Source organism: Tessaracoccus sp. (assembly GCF_016714275.1).
Taxonomy (GTDB): Bacteria; Actinomycetota; Actinomycetes; order Propionibacteriales; family Propionibacteriaceae; genus Arachnia.
Genome location: NZ_JADJNP010000005.1, coordinates 26176 through 44523, shown reverse-complemented (window position 1 = coordinate 44523; position 18348 = coordinate 26176). Strand labels below are relative to the sequence as shown.

Sequence of the window (18348 nt, the reverse complement as noted above, 5' to 3'; positions counted from 1 at the left end):
CGCGTCCCTGTCACCCTCAAAGGGAAACACGATGTAGTCGGGGGTCGTCCTCGACCTCCGGCCTCAAGCCGACGACCTCGGCTGCGGCACGCACCGCGACAGGGTCGGCAACCTCGCCGCCGTCCAGGCCCGTCAAAAACCGCGGGATCAATGCGACGAGCTCGTCGCCACTGTGCGATGCGGTCATGTGCGGACTCTACGAGAACACACCCCACATTTCGGGGAAGTCTCGTGTGCCTCGCTGGGCTTCGTACCCATGGCCGGGTCTATTGGTTTCACTTCGACACGACGGCGGGGCTACATCGATGTCGGCCGTGTCGCGGCCGCGGCTTCCGCCGACGGTTTCGGACCTTTCGACACAGGCCCAGCGCTCCGTGCCGGGCCTGACTCAAGGGACGATGGTTCTACGATGGCGCGATGGACGAAGAGGCGCTGGCGGGCGGGAACATGGAGCCGGTGGTGCGCATCGGCGACACCGTCCGGCGCGTCACCGGGCCCTGGACCGCGGGCGTGCACGAACTCCTCCGCCGCTACGAGGGCGCCGGGATCGTCGAGGCTCCTCGGCCGCTCGGCATCGATGAGCACGGCCGCGAGATCCTCACCTACCTCTCCGGCGAGGTGATGACGACGACCCCGGAACAGCTGTGGAGCCTGCCGCTCCTTCGCGCCGCGGGCCGGCTGCTCCGTCGGCTCCACGACGCCAGCACGCCGCTCGTCGGCGCGGAGTTCGCCTGGCGCCAACCCACGCGCGAACCCGTGGAGGTCATCTGCCACAACGACTTCGCCCCGTACAACCTCATCATCGACGGCGACCGGCTCATCGGCGTCATCGACTTCGACATGGCCTCCCCCGGATCGCGGCTGTGGGACATCGCCTACCTCGCCTACCGTCTCGTGCCCTACGCGGAGGACGCCCATGGCTTCGACCCGGGCAGGGACGGGAGCCGCGCCGACCGGCTGCGGGAACTCCTCGCCGCGTACGGCGTCGGCTATCCCGACGACGAGGTCCGTCGCATCGTCGCGCAGCGGCTCGACGCCCTGGCGGAGTTCACCGAGGATCGCGCCGCCACGACGGGGCGGGCGGACCTCGCGGCTCACGCGGAGATGTACCGACGCGACGCGCGCCGGCTCACCCGCCGGGAGTCGCTTTGATGCCGAGAATGGCGGCAAGCACCGGGGCGAGATCGACGACCTGAGCCGGGCTCATCGTCACTCCGCGCAGGCCGTCGGGGTTCGACTCGAGGCCCACCACCGTGGCCCCGCGCAGGTCGATGTTGGCGCACCTCGCGCTGGTCAACGTCAGCTTCCCGATCCTGCACCCGCTGAACCGCACGCCGGCCAGCTGCGCCTCCGACAGGTCCAGCTCCTCGATCTCGCAGTTCTCGAACCGAACCTCCGTGAGCTTCGCCCCGCGCAGGTTCAGGTACCCCACCTTCGACGACGCGACACGCACCCGCGTCCACACCCCGGCATAGGCCTGCACGCCCCCCAGCCGCGAGCCGCTGAACCTGACATCCTGGAGGACCGACTTCGCGAGCCCGAGGTCGGGGGCATCGGCCTCAGCGAACTCGACGTCGACTAACCGGCACCCGGTGAACCGCGCATCCGCGAGCACGGCGCGCGAGAACCTCGACTCCAGGACGACGAGCCCGTGCTCGTCCGCGCCGGAAAAGTCGACGTCGACCGCATCCACGCCTTCGATCTCGCCGCCGTCCAGGATCTCGTGCCATGCCACCATGCGCCGAACCGTAGCGCGTGGATTGAGCCACCGCACGGCTGCGGGACCTTTCGACACCGACGAAGGCCGAGGGCAATCGAGCTTGCCCGGTTGCCGAGGCCAAGGAAGGGGTTGCAGCGCGAAGCACGATCACACCGGCCCGGCGCTTCGCGCGGGGCCTCGGGATCCAAGGAACGACCAACGCGGCTGCGTGCGTCGCCGTGGGTGTCGATCAACCAACAACGCGGCTGCATGCGTCGCTATGCCGACTCACGCAGCCGCAGTAGACAGACATGCCGGCCGAAACCGACGGACGCAGCCGCGCTACGTCCGGAAACGCGACGAGGCCGCCTGTGGATCAGTCCACAGACGGCCTCGGCCTGTTGGTCTCACTTCGACACGACGGCGGGGCTACGCCCGGCGCGTCGGCTCAGTACAGCGCGACACCCCGGCTCGGCTAGCGCCTCGCGCGGCGGCTCAACCAGCGGGATTCAGCCCACCCGCGGCTCGCGGATCGGAGGAATCAGCCGCCGATCACGCCCGCGAGGCGCTCGGTGACGCCCTTCGCGGCGACCGGGATCGACAGCGGGCTGGCCGCGCTGAAGGCCTGGGTCACCTCGTCGGTCGCCTCCAGCCACACGACGCGGTTGTTCTTCACCACGTTCAGCGACGACAGCAGCGGATCCTTCGTCATCTCCTCGAGCGTGTAGCCGATCGGGAAGAACACCGCGACGTCGGCGTCCAGCGCGCTGATCTGCTCAGCCGACAAAGCGACGTAGAAGCCCGACGGCGTCAGGTCCAGCACGGGCGGGTTCTGCGCGAAGCCGAGCGACTCCATCAGGTCCCAGCGGAAGTCGCCGGCGATGTAGGCGCCGTACTGGTCGCCGAACTTCGTGCCGGTGACCGCCTTCACGCCCTTGAACTCGGGGTGCGCGGCGGCCTGCTCGCTGATCACCGCGCCGACGGAGTCGACCAGCTTCTTGCCCTCCTCGACGGCGCCCAGCGCCTGGGCGACCTGGTTCACCTGGACGTCCCACGCGGTGCCGAAGTCCGCGGTGTCCTTCGGCGCGTAGACGGTGGGGGCGATCTCGCTCAGCCGCTTGTACACGTCCTCGTCCGCGTTGGAGCGCGTGTTGAGGATGATGTCTGGCTCGAGCGCGGAGATGGCCTCGTAGTCGTAGCCGTTGAACGGGTTCTCGAAGATCTGCGGAGTCACGTCGCCGAACTCCCCGACGGCCCACGGACCGACGCCCTTGTTGTCGGCGCCGAAGACGAGCCAGTCGGACACGCCGACGGGCTTCACGCCGAGCGCGAGGGCCACCTCGGCGTCGGACCAGCCGAGCGCGACGACGGTGAGTTCGCCGTCCGCGGGAGCCGGGATCTCCACGGGACCGTAGATGGTGTCGGCGACCGACGTGCCCGTGGCGGGCGCCGGCGAGGAGGAGGTCTCCGTCGGCTTGGTGGTCGAGCTCGTCGTGCCGCCAGGGGTGGACGGGGACGAGCAGCCGACGAGCGCGAGCGCCAGGGCGGCGGCCCCGGCGACGGCGGTGCGGAAGATGGTCATATGCGGTTCTCCTTGTGAATGGATGTCGGGCTGGGCGAACGCCGGCTCGGCCGGCACGATGAGGGGATCCCCCTGGGGGATCGCTAGGCGAAGGCCGGCGCTGCCGGCACGATGAGCGGGGTTCCGGTCTCGGGGTCGGGGATGACGCTGGCGCGCACGCCGAAGACCTCCTCCACCAGCTCCGCCGTGACCACCTCCGAGGGATTGCCTTGGGCGACGATGTGGCCGTTCTTCATGGCGATGAGGTTGGTGGCGTAACGGGTGGCCTGGTTGAGGTCGTGCAGCACGGCGACCAGCGTGCGGCCCTCCCTCTGCAGCGCGCTGCAGAGGTCGAGGACGTCGATCTGGTGCGAGATGTCGAGGTAGGTGGTGGGCTCGTCGAGGAGCAGCAGCGGCGTGTCCTGCGCCAGCGCCATCGCGATCCAAACGCGCTGCCGCTGGCCTCCGGACAGCTCGTCGACGACGCGAGTGGTCAGGTCCGTCAACCGGGTGCGCTCCAGCGCGCCCTGCACGGCCTCCTCGTCGCCCTTGCTCCACCGCTGCAGCATCCGCTGGTGCGGGTGCCGGCCACGGGTGACGAGGTCGATCACCGTGATGCCCTCGGGCGCGATCGACGACTGCGGCAGCAGCCCGATCTTCGTGGCGAGCTCCCTCGTCTTGATGCTGGCGACATCCGTGCCGTCGAGCAGCACCGAGCCCGCGAACGGCTTGATCAGCCGCGCGAGCGAACGCAACAGCGTCGACTTGCCGCAGCCGTTCGGCCCGATGATGACCGTGAACGACCCCGTCGGGATGTCGACATCGAGTTCCTTCACGATGACGCGGTCGTCGTATCCGGTGGAGAGCCCGCGGGCCTGCAGGCGGGAAGCTGCCGAAATGGTCATCGATTCTTCTTTCCTTGCGAGGCGAGCAGCCACACCAGATAGGCGCCGCCGACGCAGAGCGTCACGACGCCGACGGGCAGTTGCGTGGGGGCGAGGACGGTGCGCGCCACCATGTCGCTGGCGAGCAGCAGCAGACCGCCGAGCGCCGCCGCGGGGAGGATCCGCACGCCCGGGGTGCCGCCCAGCCGCATCGCGAGCTGCGGGGCGGCGAGAGCCACGAACGCGATGGGCCCGGCCGAGGCGGTGACGACGGCGACGAGCGCGACGGCGATGAGCAGCATGCGCACGCGCACGCCGTCGGTGCTGACGCCGAGCCCGCGGCCGATGTCGTCGCCCATCTCCATCATCCGCATGTCGGTCTCACCCAGCATGAGGGCCGGCACCGCGATGACGACGGCGATGATGACGGGGATGGTGTGGGACCAGGCGATGTCCAGCAGCGACCCGGAACCCCAGCTCGCGGCCGCGATCGCGCTCTCGACCCGCATGGTGGTCAGCAGCCACGTGTTGAACGCGCCGAGGAAAAGGCTGACGCCGATGCCGACGACGATGATCCGCATGCCTGTGACGCCGCGCTGGTAGGCGAAAAGGTAGACGACGACGCCGGTCAGCACGCCGCCCGCGAGCGCGCCCAGCGAGGTGGCGAGCGAGCCGCTGGCGCCGAACAGCATCACGAGCAGCGCACCGGTGTATGCGCCCGTGGAGAAGCCGATGATGTCGGGGCTGCCGAGCGGGTTGCGCGTGATCGACTGGAACACGGCGCCGCCCGCGCCGAGCGCGGCCCCGCCGAGCAGCGCGAACACGGTGCGCGGCATGCGCCATTCGAGCAGGGTGCGTGTGGTGTTCGCGCTGGCCGTCCCGCGCAGCGCTTCGACGAGGTCGGCGACGCCAAGCCCCGCGCTGCCGATGGTCAACGACCACACGGCGCACCCGAGGGCCGCGACGATCACGAGAGCGGTCACCACGACGGAGCGCAGCTCGACGCGCGTGCTGAACCGCCCGGAGCGCAGGGGCAGGATCGCGCCCGGCCAGGCGAGTCCAGGCCCGCGATCGCCCATGGTCTTCGTCCTCACAGGCCCCTCGCCCCCTTCCTTCGCGTGAGCGCGATCAGCACCGGCGCGCCGAGGAACGCGGTGACGACACCCGCAGGCAGCTCGCTCGACACGACGAGGCGGCCGACGATGTCCGCGGTGAGCAGGAGGATCGGCGCCGCGAGGAGGCTGAGCGGGATGATCCACCGCTGATCCGGACCGACGACCGACCGCAGCGCGTGCGGAACCATCAACCCGACGAAGGCGATGGGCCCCGCGGCCGCCGTCGCGGCACCGCAGAGGAGCGTGACCGCCACCACGCCGGCGAACTTCGTCACGCCCGGCCGCGAGCCCAGGGCGACGGCGGCGTCGTCGCCGAGCGCCAGGGCGTTGAGCGCGCGGGGAAGGCACAGCGCGATGAGGGTGCCGGCCGCGATGAAAGGCAGCGTCGCCCAGAGCGTGTCGAACTGGCGGTTCTGCAGCGAGCCCGCGCTCCAGAACCTGATCTTGTCGAACACCTCCGGCATGGTCAGCGTCACCGCGTAGCTGACGCCCGAAAGCACGGCGCCCAGCGCGGTGCCCGTGAGCACCAGCTTCGTGGGGGTGCCGCCGGCCTGGCCTGTTGTGCCGATGCCGTAGACGATGAGCGAGGCGAGCAGCGCGCCGACGAGCGCGAAGATCACGTGGCTGGCCGACAGCGATGACCCGAGGAACGCCGCGGCGATGACGACGGCGGTGTAGGCGCCGGCGTTGACGCCGAGAATGCCCGGGTCGGCCAGCGGGTTGCGCGTGATGGCCTGAATGACAGATCCGGCGAGCCCGAGAGCGGCGCCTACCGTGATCGCGATCAGCGTGCGCGGCACCCGGAACTCGCGGATCAGCAGCGCGGTGGTGGAGCCGTCATCGGCCTGCAGCGCCCGCCACACCTGGTCCGGCGTGAACCCGCCGGAGCCCACGAAGAGGCTGGCAAGGGCAAGCAGCGCGAGCAGTCCCACCCCGATCGCCGCAACGGCCACGCGACGCCGCAGCATCGCGGTCACCGGCGGGGCGGCGACCGAAGCGTCGGTCGGCGAGGCGATGGTCATGCAGCTCCAGGGTCTCCGAAGGGAGCGCTTCCACCCCCAGTACTTAAGCAAGGCGAGCCTAACCTAAACAGATTGCGATGTGAATCGGTGACGTACCGTGGCAGCAAACGAACGAAAGGGATGACATGCTCGGCCCGCAGCCCACAACGGAGGTCACCTCCGTCTCCCACCTCGACCTTCAGCGCTACCTCGGGCTCTGGTTCGAGATCGGCCGCCTTCCCCTGCGGTTCGAGGACGAGGACGCCCGCGACGTCACCGCCACCTACACGCTGAACGACGACGGCACCGTCCGCGTCGACAACCGCTGCATCGACGGCGAAGGCAAGCCGACCCAGGCCGTCGGCCAGGCCATCGCCGACGACGACCATCCCGCCCAGCTACAGGTCACCTTCCTACCCGCGGGGCTCCGCTGGATCCCCGGGACCAAGGCCAACTATTGGGTCCTCAAGATCGACGACGACTACCGCCACGCCCTCATCGGCACGCCGGACAGGAAGCACCTCTGGCTCCTCGCCCGCGAGACACGCGTCGATGCCGCGACGGAGACCCGGTATCTAGCCGAGGCCGTGCGGCAGGGGTTTGTCGTCAGCAGCTGGATCCGGCCCGTACAGACCGGGCAACGCGTCACCGACGAACTGCTGGGGCGCTGACCGCACCCGCGCCTTGCGCGCCGGCGCCGCCGTCGCGCCCGCTCCCTTGGCGCGCGGCTTCTCCGGACCGAGGACGGCGTCGACGATCGTGCGGATCGCGAACGCCGTGGTCTCCCCGAGATTCATGTCGTCGGGATCGATGAGCCACTGGTACTGAAGCCCGTCCATCACGGCGAGGATGGACGCCGTCGCCTGATCGATCGTCGCCGGCTCGACGATGCCCTCGGCCGCGCAGAGCTTTCGGAAGTTGGTCGAGATCTCCTTCTGCAGGGTGCGGTAGCGCTTCAGGAAGTATCCGAGGACCGGGCTGTCGTCGGTCAGCGCCTCCGCGGAGAGCACTTCGAACGCCTGCACGATGCCCGGGCGCTCGCTGTTGCGAAACGCCGTGGCGATCAGGTGATCGAACTGCGCCCGCCCCATGGGAATCTGCTTGCGACCCAGCATGGCGAGATCGGCGAAGTCGCGGTAGCGAACGGTCTCGATCAGGAGGTTCCGTTTGCTTCCGAAGTGGTGGAGCACACCCGCGTGCGTCAACCCGACCTGGTCGGCGATCTCCTGCAGGGTCGCTTTCTCGTACCCCTTCGAGCCGAACACCTCAGCGGCCGCCTCCAGGATCTCCTTGCGTTTCCGGATGGTCTCCGGCCGGCTCTTCGGGCCGGTACGGGGCCGCCTGGCAGATTTCGACATCACCGACCCCTCACTGTTCTCGGGTGTGCGCCGGGGTCCTTGGCCCGGGCGCGTCATGCGTAGCGCCTCATACTAGTCTCAGGAGACTGGGCAGGGAGCCGGGGCGTCGCGGGTGCGTATCTCACTGAACCGTGAACGGCGCTCCCAGCAGATCGGGCTCTCGGGACGACGGGCCAACCAACAAGGTGAAGTCGCCCGGCTCGACCACCCGGTTGCCTGCCGCGTCGACGATCGAGCAGTCCGCGACCGGCACCCGCACCTCGACTTCCATGGATTCCCCCGGCTGCACCCACGTCTGCGTGAAGGACTTCAGCTCGCGATCCGCCCAGCTGACGCTCGTCACCTCGTCCCGGATGTAGGCCTGCACGGTCTCGCGGCTGGGGCGCGTTCCCGTGTTGGTCATGGTCACTCGGCCCACCACCTCGTCGTCGACGCCGAGTTCCGCGGAGTCGAGGCTCAGATCGCTGTAGGTGACGGTGGTGTAGGACTTGCCCTCGCCGAAGGCCCAGGCGGGCTCCTGGGTGAGATCGGCGTAGCGGTCGCCGTGCTGGCCACGCACCTGCATGTAGTAGGTGGGCTGCTGGCCGGCGTGCCGCGCGAAGGAGATCGGGAGCCGGCCCACCGGCTCAATGTCGCCGAAGAGAAGCTCAGCCAGGGCCTGGCCGCCCTTCATGCCCGGGTTCGCGGCCCAGACGACGGCGGCGGCCTGCTCGGCCGACGGCGGCAGCACCAGCGGCTTGGAGGCGAGCAGCACGATCACGACCGGCTTGCCTGTCGCGATGAGCGCGTCGATCAGCGCGTTCTGCCCACCCATCAGGTTCAGCGTCGCCGTCGACCGACCCTCGCCGCACAGGTAGATGTTGTCGCCCACGACGGCGACGACGACGTCCGCCTCCGCCGCGACGGCGACCGCCTCGTCGAGCTGAGCCTTGTCGACGGGGGCCGAGGCGACGAGCGGCAGCCGCGGCTGGCCGTCGGGGTAGGTGGCGCCCTTCGGGTTCGGGAGCAGGTGGGCGATCTCCGCGCCGCGCGCGAAGGTCACCCGGCCCCCGCGCTCGGCCACGACGGCGCGGATGCCGTCGAGCGGCGTCGTCGACATCTCGCGCGGCTGACCGTCCGGCATCTCGGCCTGCCCGGACCTGCCTGCCCAGTCGCCGAGAAGGCAGTCGACGTCGTCGGCGACGGGGCCGACGACCGCCACGTTCAGCGGCGCCGCCAGCGGCAGCACACCGTCGTTCTCGAGGAGCACGAGCGACTCGCGCGCCACCTCCAGGTTCAGGTCCTGGTGCGAGCCGACCACCTGCGCGATGCGCTCCTCCGAGGGCAGGCGAGGATCTTCGAAGAGCCCCAGCTCGAACTTGACCGTGAGGATGCGTGCGACGGCGCGGTCGAAGGCGTCCTCCCCCAAGAGGCCCTCCGCCACGGCCTGCTGCGCGCCCTCGTAGAAGGTCGGCGTCGTCATCACCATGTCGTTGCCCGCCTTGGTGGCCGCGGCTGCGGCGTGCGCGATGTCGGGCTGGATCTTCTGCTCCCACACCATGCGTCCCACGTTGTCCCAATCGGTGATCAGCGTGCCGGTGTAGCCCCATTCGCCGCGCAGCACATCGGTGAGCAGCCATTCATTGAGGGTGACGGGGATGCCGTCCGTGGTCTGGTAGCCCAGCATGAAGGTGCGGCAGCCCGCGCGGGCGACCCGCTCGAAGGGAGGCAGGAACCACGACCGCATCTTCCGATGGGAGATGTCCGCCTCGGAGGCGTCCCGGCCGCCCTGGGTCTCCGAGTAGCCCGCGAAGTGCTTCGCCGTGGCGAGGATCGCGGTCGGATCGTCGAGGCCGTCACCCTGATAGCCCTCCACGACGGCGGTCGCCAGCTCCCCGATCAGATGGAGGTCCTCGCCGAACGTCTCGTTGACGCGGCCCCAGCGCAGGTCGCGCGCGATGCAGAGCACGGGCGAGAACGTCCAATGGGTCCCCGTGGCGGCCACCTCCGTCGCGGTGGCGCGGGCGAACCGCCGCATCAGGTCGGGGTTGAACGACGCCGCCATCCCGAGCTGGGTGGGAAAGATCGTCGCCCCCGGCCAGAAGGAGTGGCCGTGGATGCAGTCCTCGCCGATCAGGAGAGGGATGCGCAGACGCGTCTGCTGCGTGAGCTCGTAGGCCGTGCGGATGCGGTCGGGCGAGGTGTGAAGGATGGAGCCCACGGTGCGCTCACGCACGAACGTCTCAAGGTCGCCGCGGGCGTCGATCTGCATCATCTGGCCGACCTTCTCGGCGAGGGTCATGCGGCCCAGCAGGTCCGAGACGCGCTCGGAGACGGAAAGCGACGGGTCGAGATAGGGGGCTTCAGTGGGCATGGTGATTCCTTCTCAGGGGTGGGTAAAAGACGGTTGCCCAGCGACCGAGGTGCGTAGCCGCCGGGCAACCGAGGTGGTGACTGCGGTCAGTCGTTGACGCCTGCGACCTTGCGGACCTGGGTCACGGTGTCGTTGACGTTCATGCCGCGCTTCTTCATCGCGCGCGCACGCTCGCCCGCGGACCGCAGGCGCGGGTTCACGTACTCGTCGATGCCGAAGTTGAGCAGAGAGAGCGCGACGCCGATGGCGGCGATGCAGAGCCCCGGCGGCAGGTACCACCACCACTGGTTCTGCTGGAACGCGCCCTGGGCTGTTGCCCAGTTGAGGATCGTGCCCCAGTTGTAGTTGCTCGGCGGGATCACACCGATGAAGGAGAGCGTGGTCAGGCCGATCACGGCCGCCGTCATGGTGCCCACGATGCTCGCGGCGATCAAGCCCAGCAGGTTCGGCAGCATCTCGACGGCGATGATCCGGTGCAGCGGCTCGCCGTTCGCCTTGGCCGCCTGGACGAAGTCGCGGTTACGCAGCGACATCGTCTGCGCGCGCAGCACGCGCGCACCCCACGCCCATCCGGTGAGCCCGAGCACCAGCGCGATGACCCACAGCGGCGGGTCGTCGAACAGCGAGGCCACCACGATGATCAGCGGGAGGCCCGGGATCACCAGGAACACGTTGGCCAGCGCGGAGAGCGACTCGCTCTTCCAACCGGTCGTGTACCCGGCCACAACCCCGACGGTGATGGCGATCGAGATCGCGATCACCGTCGCGAGGATGCCCACGTACATCACGCCCTGGGTGCCCCAGATGATCTGGCTGAAGACGTCCTCGCCCAGGTGGGTCGTGCCGAGCCAGTGCTCCGCCGACGGCGGCTGGAGGCGCGCCATCGGGTCGATCTGGGTCGGCGACGACGGTGCGAGGACAGGGGCGAAGATGGCGATGAGGATGAAGAAGCCGAGGATCGTGAGCCCCGCGATGGACTTGCCGTTTCGGAACATCGCGAAAGCGGAGCCGAGCTTGCTCCCCTTCGCGGCGGGCGCCGGGGCCGTCTGCTCGTCGACTGTCGTTGGTGTAGTCATGGCTCAGGCCTCCGTTTGGCGCGTGCGGGGATCGAGGAACGCGTACGCGATGTCAGCGATGATGTTCGCGATCAGGACGGACAAGGTGATGACGAGGAACACGCCCTGCATCAGCGCGTAGTCCTTCGCGTTGGTGGCATCGAGCAGCATCTTCCCGACGCCCGGGTAGCTGAACACCATCTCCATGACGACCGTGCCGCCGACGATGAAGCCGAGCGACAGCGCGAAGCTCTGGATCTGCGGCAGCACGGCGTTGCGCGAGGCGTAGTTCCACAGCACCTTGCGGTTCGGCATGCCCTTGGCCTGCGCGACGGTGATGTAGTCCTCGTCGAGCACGGTCAGCATCATGTTGCGCATGCCGAGCATCCAGCCGCCCAACGAAGCGATGACGATGGTCAGCGCGGGCAGGGTGCCGTGGTGGATGACCTGGGAGATGAACTCCCACGACCACTCGGGCGACATGCCGGGGCCGAAGGCCTTGCCGATCGGGAACCACTTCAGGTTCACGGAGAAGATGGAGATCGCGAAGAGGCCGAGCCAGAAGTACGGGATCGTGTTGAGGAAGGTGGTGAGCGGGATCAGCATGTCCAGCCTGCTGCCACGCTTCCATCCGATGACAGCTCCGCCGATCGTGCCGAGGGCGAACGCGATGACGGTCGCGATGCCCACGATGCCGATGGTCCACGGCAGAGCGCTGGCGATCACCTGGGAGACCGGCTGGAGGCCGTGCGTCAGCGCGACTCCGAGGTCTCCCCGCGCCAGGTGCGCCCAGTAATCGACGTACTGCTGCCACAACGACTTGTTGGCGTCAAGTCCGAGCAGCGCGCGGAGCGCGTCGGCGGCCTCTGCGCTGATGTTCTGGTTGCGGGCGAGGTACTGGCTCACGGCGTCGCCCTTCATCATCCGGGGGATGAAGAAGTTGATGGTGAGCGCGGCCCAGAACGTGAAGAGATAGAAGACGGCGCGCTTGCCGAGGAAGCGCCACGGGATGCGTGCGCGCGTCTTGACGGCCTTCGTGGCTGTAGTGCCGACCTCGAGGGGATCGACGTCGGCGGTCTCGACGACGACGGGTTCGGTGGGGCTCATTGGGCACCTCCCAGGATGCTCGTCGCCTGAGCGAAATGCTTTTCAGGGTCGGGGGACGCGTTCCGCAGGCTCTTGGTGTAGGGATCCTGCGGCTTGAGGATGACGTCGTCGGCGGGGCCGTGCTCGACGATGCGCCCCTGGTTGAGGACGATGATCTCGTCACTGAAGTGCCTCGCCGTCGCGAGGTCGTGTGTGATGTAGAGGACGCCGAGCCCCTCCTCCCTTTGCAGATCGGCAAGGAGGTTGAGCACGCCGAGCCGGATGGAGACGTCGAGCATGGAGACGGGCTCATCGGCCACCAGGAGGGTGGGACGGGAGGCGAGAGCGCGGGCGATGGCCACGCGCTGACGCTGACCGCCGGAGAGCTCGTGCGGGCGACGGTCGATCACGGAGTCCGCCTCGAGCCGCACACGCGTGAGGAGCCTGCGCACCTCCTTCTCGATCTCGTCCTTCGGCACCACGTTGTCGAGCAGCAGCGGCCGCGCGAGGTGGTGCCGGATGGTGTGGTAAGGATTCAGCGAGGCGAACGGGTCCTGGAAGACCATGCGCAACTGCTGGCGATACTTACGCAGCCCCTTGCCCCGCCGCGGGATGGGCGCGCCGTCGAGCAGCACCTCTCCCCGCGTGGGGACCTCGAGGCCCGTGAGGATCTTGGCGATCGTGGACTTGCCGGATCCCGACTGCCCCACCAGCCCGATGGTCTGGTGCGATTCGAGGACGAAGCTGACGTCGTCGAGGGCCTTGATCTGGCCCGCGCCGCGCACGTTGTACGCCTTTGTGACGTGCGTGAATTCGAGGGTTGTCATCGTGAAACAACTCCCTTCTCGCCGGTGAGGCGGGGGAACGACGCGAGGAGCTTCTTGGTGTACTCGTCCTGAGGGCTCCTCCAGATCTGCTCGCCTGCGGCCAACTCGACGATCCTGCCCTCGCGCATGACGGCGATCCGATCGGAGATCTCCAAGAGGAGGGGAAGATCGTGGGTGATGAAGACGACGGTGAAGCCGAACTCGTGCCGAAGCGCTGAGATCTGACGGAGGATCTCGCGCTGGACGAGAACGTCGAGCGCCGTGGTGGGCTCATCCATGATCATCAACTGGGGCCGCAGCGCGAGGGCCATGGCGATCATCACCCGCTGGCGCATGCCGCCAGACAGCTCGTGCGGATAGGAGCGAGCGCGATCGGCGCCTACCTTGACGATCTCGAGCAGCTCGGCCACCTCGGCCTTGCGCTGCTTGACTGAGAGGCCGGGCCGGTGGAGGGTGTTGCTCATCGTCGAGTCTTCACTTTCTTGGTCGCTTCAGTGGGGAGCGAGGGTGCGGACGCGCCGGGCGCCCGCACCCTCACCGGCCTATGTCAGGAGGCAGGCTTCAGCTTCTGCAGCACCTGGACGACCATCGGCTGAGTGGGGTCAGCCGGCGCGTAGGGATCTTCGGCACTCGGCCATCCCACGTAGTTGCGCGTGTTGAAGTGACCGAGCAGCGGGTGAGCGCCCAGCGTGATCGCCGGGATGTCGTTCACATAGGCCGTCTGGACCACCTTCAGCGCCTCGGTGCGCTCCTCGTCGGAGGACGCCGTCGCGTAGGTGTTCAGGGCCTTCGTGACCTCGGGGTTGTCGTAGCGTCCGAAATTGAAGGCCGCGCGACCATCGACGATCCAGCGGGTGTCCATCGTGGAGGTGTAGAGGCCGTAGGCGTTGTTCGTGGACTCCAGCCAGTGGATGATCGAGTCGAACGTGCCCTCGGTGCGGGCGGCGTCCCAGCCACCCCAGTCGGGCTGATCGATCTTGACCTCGGCGCCCATGTTGTCCTTCACGTTCTCAACGAGAATGGCCTGCATGGTGTTCCAGTCGCTCCAGCCGGAGGGCACGGAGACCCGGAACGAGACGGGCGAGCCGTCCGGGTAGAGCAGCTTGCCGCTGCCGTCCCAGCTGTAGCCGGCACCCTGCAGGATCTGATGGGCCTTGTCCTTGTCGACAGAGAAGTTCTCGGACTTGAACTCGGGCAGGATCTCGTTCTCGAGGAGCGAGACCAGGCCGGTCTTGTTCCAGATCGCCTCCGAGGCGCCCTCGCGAGCGACGGTCACGTAGGCGTCGCGGTCGATCGAGTACGCCATCGCCTCGCGGAACGCGAGATCGTTGAAGGGCTTCTCCTGGAGGTTCATGAAGAACGTGGCGGCACCGGTGGTCGGCGCGGCCCAGGTCTTGTTGTGCTCCTTGTCTGCGGAGAGGAAGGAGGTCTCGATCTGCGGGATGAAGGCCTGCGCCCAGTCGGCGTCGCCCGAGATGAGGGCCGTTGTCAGGGCCGCGTTGTCACCGTAGGAGATGTAGTGGAGCGTCGGCACGGCGAGCGGTCCGCCCCACCAGTCGGTGCGGGCCTCCAGCGTCACGGACTCCGTCGACCAGTTCTTCAGCTTGTAGGGGCCGGTGCCCACGAACTCGCCCTCGCCGGTCAGCGTCGCGGTGTCCGGATCGTCGATCTTCTCCCAGATGTGCTTCGGCACGATCGGAACGTGCAGGGTCTGCGGCTGGCGGACGAACATCGACCCGCCGAACTTCAGGACGGCGGTGTCGCCGTCGACCGTCGCGCCCTGGTAGTTGAGACCGGAGGTGTCGGTCAGGCGACCCTCCTTGTACATGTCGTAGGTGTAGACGACGTCGTCGATCGTGAAGTCGGTGCCGTCCGACCACTTGACGCCGGAGCGGGCCTTCACGGTGAGCTCGGTGTAGTCGTCGCTCCACGTCACGGTCTCGGCGAGCCACGGAGTGGTTTCGAGGGTGCCGGTGGGGTTGACGAAGGCCAGCGGCTCGAAGACGACCATCTTGTAGCCGTACATCGACGCCGAGTACGCGCCGAGGAAGGGGTTGTGGGACTGGGTGGTGATCGCGCCGTCGGGCTTGGCGATGGTCAGCGCCGCCGTGCCTTGTCCCGTTCCGCCCGTCGCGCCGCCGCCGGGGGCCGGCTTCTCGCCGCCGCCGCACGCGGCGAGCGTCGCGCTGAGGGCGATCGCTGCGGTGAGCGCGACGACCTTCCTCGAGAGTGTCTTTCTTAGCGTCATTGCCTCTCCTCAGAGATATCGGATTCGGGTCACGTCCATGTGCCCATGCACGTAAGGTTACGTGCTAGTAAGTAAGTAAGTAATGTGGTGGCCCAGCGCTTTTCGTGTCCGAATCGTTATCAATCGGCGGGAGCCGTCGGCCCGCCTATGCTGGGTCCATGGCTGGCAAGGGTTGGTTCGGGCTCCCGTTCTTCGCGCTCACCCCGCAGCCCGAGGTCGTCTCCTGCATCCTCTCCGGCGGTGGCGCACGCGCCAGCTTCCAGCTGGGGGCGCTCGCCTACCTGTACGAGCACGACGACCGGTTCACCCCGACGGTGTTCGTCGGGGCGTCGGCGGGTTCGATCATCGCGTCGTCGCTGGCTCAGGCCGCCGAGCGCGACAAGCAACGCGAGTACCTGCAGCGCCTGACCGAAATCTGGCACTCCATGACCGGTCCGGCCGACATGTTCACACCCCGGCCCTGGTACGAGCGACTCCAGACCGAGGGACCTGGCTGGCTCGAGCTCGTCAAGCCCATGAGGAGCGCGCGCGTCGAGCCGCCGCGGACGCGGTCCGTGCTGCTCCCCTTCCGCAAGCCCCAGACGCCCGCCAGCCCGGAGACCCCACCCGAACCGCTCGATCCCCTCGAGCTCGCCCTCGCGCCCGACGAGGACATCCAGTCGGAGTGGTCGCTCGCGGCGCTCTCGGGACTGGCGTCACATCTCGGCCGGTTGCCGCGGATGGGAAGCGACCTCACGACGATCGCCGTAGGACTCGAGAACAGCAAGTCCATGTACCGGCCGGGGCCCGTGCTCGCGAAGCTCCTCGAGGACGAGATGTTCTCGCCCGCCCGCGTCACGGCCTCCGGGATGGTGTTGCGGGTGGCGATGGTCGCGCTTGAGTCCGGACAGCTCCGTTACATGACCGAGCGCGGCACGCTCGTCGACCGCGACAACGCCCCGTTCGACGACATCACCCGCGACCTCACCGTCGGCGTCCTCGCCTCCTGCGCCATCCCCGCGGTGTTCCGCCCCGTGCCGATCGGCCCGGAGACCTACGTCGACGGCGGTGCCCGCGAGAACCTGCCCGCCGAACTGGCGATCGGCCACCTCGGCGCAGCCCGCAACTACGTCGTCAGCTCGCAGACGATCGGCGTGCCGCGCCGGCCCTCGATGGCCGACGCGGACGTGTTCTCCGTCGTCATGCGCTCGACCGAGATCCTGATCGACGAGGCCGGGCGCGACGAACTGGCCTACGCCCACTCAACCGGTGCCATCGTCATCGCGCCGGAGTTGAGCGTGCACGACGCGATGACGGTCGACCCAGGACTCATCGCCATCAACGGCGACTACGGCTGGCTGCGCGCCGCGGAGCGCCACCTCGGGCTCGACGAGTCGATGGAGGCGCGCCACCGGCTCCTCATCCAGCTGCGCATGCGGGCGCTCCACGCGGAGCACGAGTACCTTGCGGCCGCAGAGCCGACACGACGCCACGGGGCCTCGCTGCGCGGCGCGAAGATTGAACTCCGCGACGCGCTCCGCTCAGCCCACGGCTCGCCACTCCCACCCGGCGCCGACACCTGGTGGTCGACCTGGGAGCGGCACGCCGTGCAGCCGACGATCGCGCCGCCGTGGCTTAGCTGACGGGCACGGAGACGGTCGCGGTGACGGCGACCTCTCCCCCGATCCCTTCGACCGAGACACCCTCCCCATCGGGGACGCCGACGAGCGAGGTGAGGCTCGCCAGGCCGTCGTCGGCAAAGATCTCTACGGAGGTCAGGTCCGTCCATAGCGCCAACGTCACCTTCGGCCCGCCGGTGATGTGCATGCTCTGGCCTGCGCGGAAATTCGACGGGAACTCGGCCCCCACGGCCGACCGGTCAAGGCTCACCTCGCCGTAGACGCGGTTGTACGACAGGACGACGCCCCCGCCCTCCTCACCGTGACGGAAGCGGACCCGCACGGCCTCGGCGTCACCGAGGTCGAGCGTGAGGTCGATGCGGCAGCAGGCGGGCACGGAGACGGGCAGCGGCTCAGGCCCGCCCGAGCTCACGACGCTCCCTTCCCCGACGACGGCGCACTCCGTCATCACGGGCACCTGCCGCAGCAGGTAAGAGCCATTGACGTTCACGAGCGAGACCTTCCGGGCGAGCGTCATCGAGCCGCGCCGCGGCTCGTCGGCATTCACCGGAATCTCCCGCGCGTAGATCCAGTTGGCCATCCACGCGATCAGCGTGCGGTCCTCGTCGGGGAGTCCGTAGAACGAGACCCCCGCGTAGTTGTCGCGGCCGTGATCCAGGAGGGCGAAGTCGCCGTCGGGAACGAAGGTCGTGCCGTCGAACGAGCCGACGAAGTAGATGGTGCCGAAGCCGCCGACCAGCGGCGACATGCCGAGGCTGATGATCAGCACCCACTTCTCTACGCCGTCGCCGACCAGCGGAAACAGGTCAGGGCACTCCCAGATGCCGTCGCCGACCTGCGGCGCGGCGAACTCCGAAAGCAATTCCCAGTCGCGGAGATTGTCGGAGCGGTAGAAGACGACAAGCTGCTGGACCGCCTCGACGGCGGACATCACCCAGTAGTCACCCGCAGGGCCGCTGTAGCGGAGCACCTTTGGGTCGCGGAAGTCGCCGGAGTCGCGGTCGATCACCGGGTTGCCCTCGTACTGGGTCCAGGTGAGTCCGTCGTCGTGGCTGTAGGCGATCGCCTGCGCCTGGTGCCGGCGCAGCGACGAGTGCGCGGTGTAGAAGGCGACCAGCGCCGGCCCGAACCCGGCGTCGCCCTCTCCGTCCCAGACGATGGAGCCTGAGTAGATCTCGGCATCGTCGGTGAAGCGGATCGCGACGGGGTGTTCCTCCCACGTGACCAGGTCCGTGCTTGAGGCGTGGCCCCAGCTCATGTTCCCGTGGTCGTAACCCTCGGGGTTGTACTGGTAGTACACGTGGTACCTGCCGCCGTGGAAGACGAGCCCGTTCGGGTCGTTCAGCCAGTTGCGGCGCGGCGAGAAGTGGACCTGCGGGAGGTCACCGAAGATCGGTTGGCTGGGCGAGCTCGTCACGGTTTCGTTCGACCCTTTCAGCTTCGTCGGGCGTTGTCGTTACCCCCATCGGGTAATCGATTAAGCAGCCTAGTGGACGTAGAAGGAAACGGTGTGGTCGGCCGCGCGGCGCGTCGGCCGACCAC

The 18348-nt window shown here is 68.4% G+C and carries 17 protein-coding genes; 3 read left to right on the top strand and 14 right to left on the bottom strand.

Annotation, left to right across the window (positions count from 1 at the left end):
- Positions 1–16: 16 nt before the first annotated feature.
- Positions 17–187 (bottom strand): hypothetical protein, encoded by a 171-nt coding sequence (locus IPJ61_RS18325; RefSeq protein ID WP_297111195.1) that lies wholly within the window; start codon positions 185–187, stop codon positions 17–19.
- A 230-nt stretch (positions 188–417) separates the two neighbouring features.
- Between IPJ61_RS18325 and IPJ61_RS18320 the strand changes: the two genes are divergently transcribed.
- Entirely contained in the window at positions 418–1152 is a 735-nt protein-coding gene (locus tag IPJ61_RS18320; RefSeq protein ID WP_297111192.1) for a phosphotransferase, read from the top strand.
- Here the strand turns inward: IPJ61_RS18320 and IPJ61_RS18315 are convergent.
- The 5 genes from IPJ61_RS18315 to IPJ61_RS18295 all read right to left on the bottom strand — a co-directional run bounded on the left by IPJ61_RS18315 (position 1130) and on the right by IPJ61_RS18295 (position 6281).
- Positions 1130–1738 carry a pentapeptide repeat-containing protein gene (locus IPJ61_RS18315; protein ID WP_297111189.1) on the bottom strand — a complete coding sequence of 203 codons (609 nt, stop codon included), beginning with the start codon at positions 1736–1738 and terminating at the stop codon, positions 1130–1132. The genes IPJ61_RS18320 and IPJ61_RS18315 overlap by 23 nt on opposite strands.
- A 502-nt stretch (positions 1739–2240) precedes the next feature.
- Positions 2241–3281: an iron-siderophore ABC transporter substrate-binding protein gene (locus IPJ61_RS18310; protein WP_297111186.1), complete on the bottom strand. Its 1041-nt coding sequence runs from the start codon at positions 3279–3281 to the stop codon at positions 2241–2243.
- A gap of 83 nt (positions 3282–3364) precedes the next feature.
- Positions 3365–4165 (bottom strand): ABC transporter ATP-binding protein, encoded by an 801-nt coding sequence (locus tag IPJ61_RS18305; RefSeq protein ID WP_297111182.1) that lies wholly within the window; start codon positions 4163–4165, stop codon positions 3365–3367.
- Entirely contained in the window at positions 4162–5238 is a 1077-nt protein-coding gene (locus IPJ61_RS18300; protein ID WP_297111179.1) for a FecCD family ABC transporter permease, read from the bottom strand. The genes IPJ61_RS18305 and IPJ61_RS18300 overlap by 4 nt, the downstream gene beginning before the upstream one ends.
- Positions 5235–6281, bottom strand: a complete 1047-nt coding sequence (locus IPJ61_RS18295; RefSeq protein ID WP_297111176.1) for a FecCD family ABC transporter permease — start codon at positions 6279–6281, stop codon at positions 5235–5237. The genes IPJ61_RS18300 and IPJ61_RS18295 overlap by 4 nt, the downstream gene beginning before the upstream one ends.
- A 125-nt stretch (positions 6282–6406) precedes the next feature.
- Between IPJ61_RS18295 and IPJ61_RS18290 the strand changes: the two genes are divergently transcribed.
- Positions 6407–6931, top strand: a complete 525-nt coding sequence (locus IPJ61_RS18290) for a lipocalin family protein (RefSeq protein ID WP_297111173.1) — start codon at positions 6407–6409, stop codon at positions 6929–6931.
- Here the strand turns inward: IPJ61_RS18290 and IPJ61_RS18285 are convergent.
- From IPJ61_RS18285 to IPJ61_RS18255, 7 genes are all read right to left on the bottom strand, one after another.
- Positions 6836–7618, bottom strand: a complete 783-nt coding sequence (locus IPJ61_RS18285; RefSeq protein ID WP_297111170.1) for a TetR/AcrR family transcriptional regulator — start codon at positions 7616–7618, stop codon at positions 6836–6838. The genes IPJ61_RS18290 and IPJ61_RS18285 overlap by 96 nt on opposite strands.
- Positions 7619–7739: 121 nt before the next feature.
- Complete coding sequence (locus tag IPJ61_RS18280) at positions 7740–9971, bottom strand: glycoside hydrolase family 3 N-terminal domain-containing protein (protein ID WP_297111167.1); 2232 nt, start codon at positions 9969–9971, stop codon at positions 7740–7742.
- A gap of 86 nt (positions 9972–10057) precedes the next feature.
- Positions 10058–11047: an ABC transporter permease gene (locus tag IPJ61_RS18275; protein WP_297111162.1), complete on the bottom strand. Its 990-nt coding sequence runs from the start codon at positions 11045–11047 to the stop codon at positions 10058–10060.
- A gap of 3 nt (positions 11048–11050) precedes the next feature.
- Positions 11051–12133, bottom strand: coding sequence for an ABC transporter permease (locus IPJ61_RS18270; RefSeq protein WP_297111159.1), 1083 nt, complete (start codon positions 12131–12133; stop codon positions 11051–11053).
- Positions 12130–12939 carry an ABC transporter ATP-binding protein gene (locus tag IPJ61_RS18265; protein WP_297111155.1) on the bottom strand — a complete coding sequence of 270 codons (810 nt, stop codon included), beginning with the start codon at positions 12937–12939 and terminating at the stop codon, positions 12130–12132. Before IPJ61_RS18265 ends, IPJ61_RS18270 begins: the two co-directional genes overlap by 4 nt.
- On the bottom strand, positions 12936–13403 hold the full coding sequence (locus tag IPJ61_RS18260) for an ATP-binding cassette domain-containing protein (RefSeq protein WP_297111152.1): 468 nt from the start codon (positions 13401–13403) through the stop codon (positions 12936–12938). Before IPJ61_RS18260 ends, IPJ61_RS18265 begins: the two co-directional genes overlap by 4 nt.
- A gap of 83 nt (positions 13404–13486) precedes the next feature.
- Entirely contained in the window at positions 13487–15187 is a 1701-nt protein-coding gene (locus IPJ61_RS18255; protein ID WP_297111149.1) for an ABC transporter substrate-binding protein, read from the bottom strand.
- Between the two features lie 158 nt (positions 15188–15345).
- Here IPJ61_RS18255 and IPJ61_RS18250 point away from each other — a divergent pair, with 158 nt between their 5' ends.
- The gene (locus tag IPJ61_RS18250) at positions 15346–16809 is read left to right on the top strand and encodes a patatin-like phospholipase family protein (protein ID WP_297111144.1); all 1464 of its coding nucleotides are present in this window, start codon (positions 15346–15348) and stop codon (positions 16807–16809) included.
- Here IPJ61_RS18250 and IPJ61_RS18245 read toward each other — a convergent pair.
- The gene (locus tag IPJ61_RS18245) at positions 16802–18223 is read right to left on the bottom strand and encodes a glycoside hydrolase family 32 protein (RefSeq protein WP_297111142.1); all 1422 of its coding nucleotides are present in this window, start codon (positions 18221–18223) and stop codon (positions 16802–16804) included. The genes IPJ61_RS18250 and IPJ61_RS18245 overlap by 8 nt on opposite strands.
- Positions 18224–18348 lie beyond the last annotated feature (125 nt).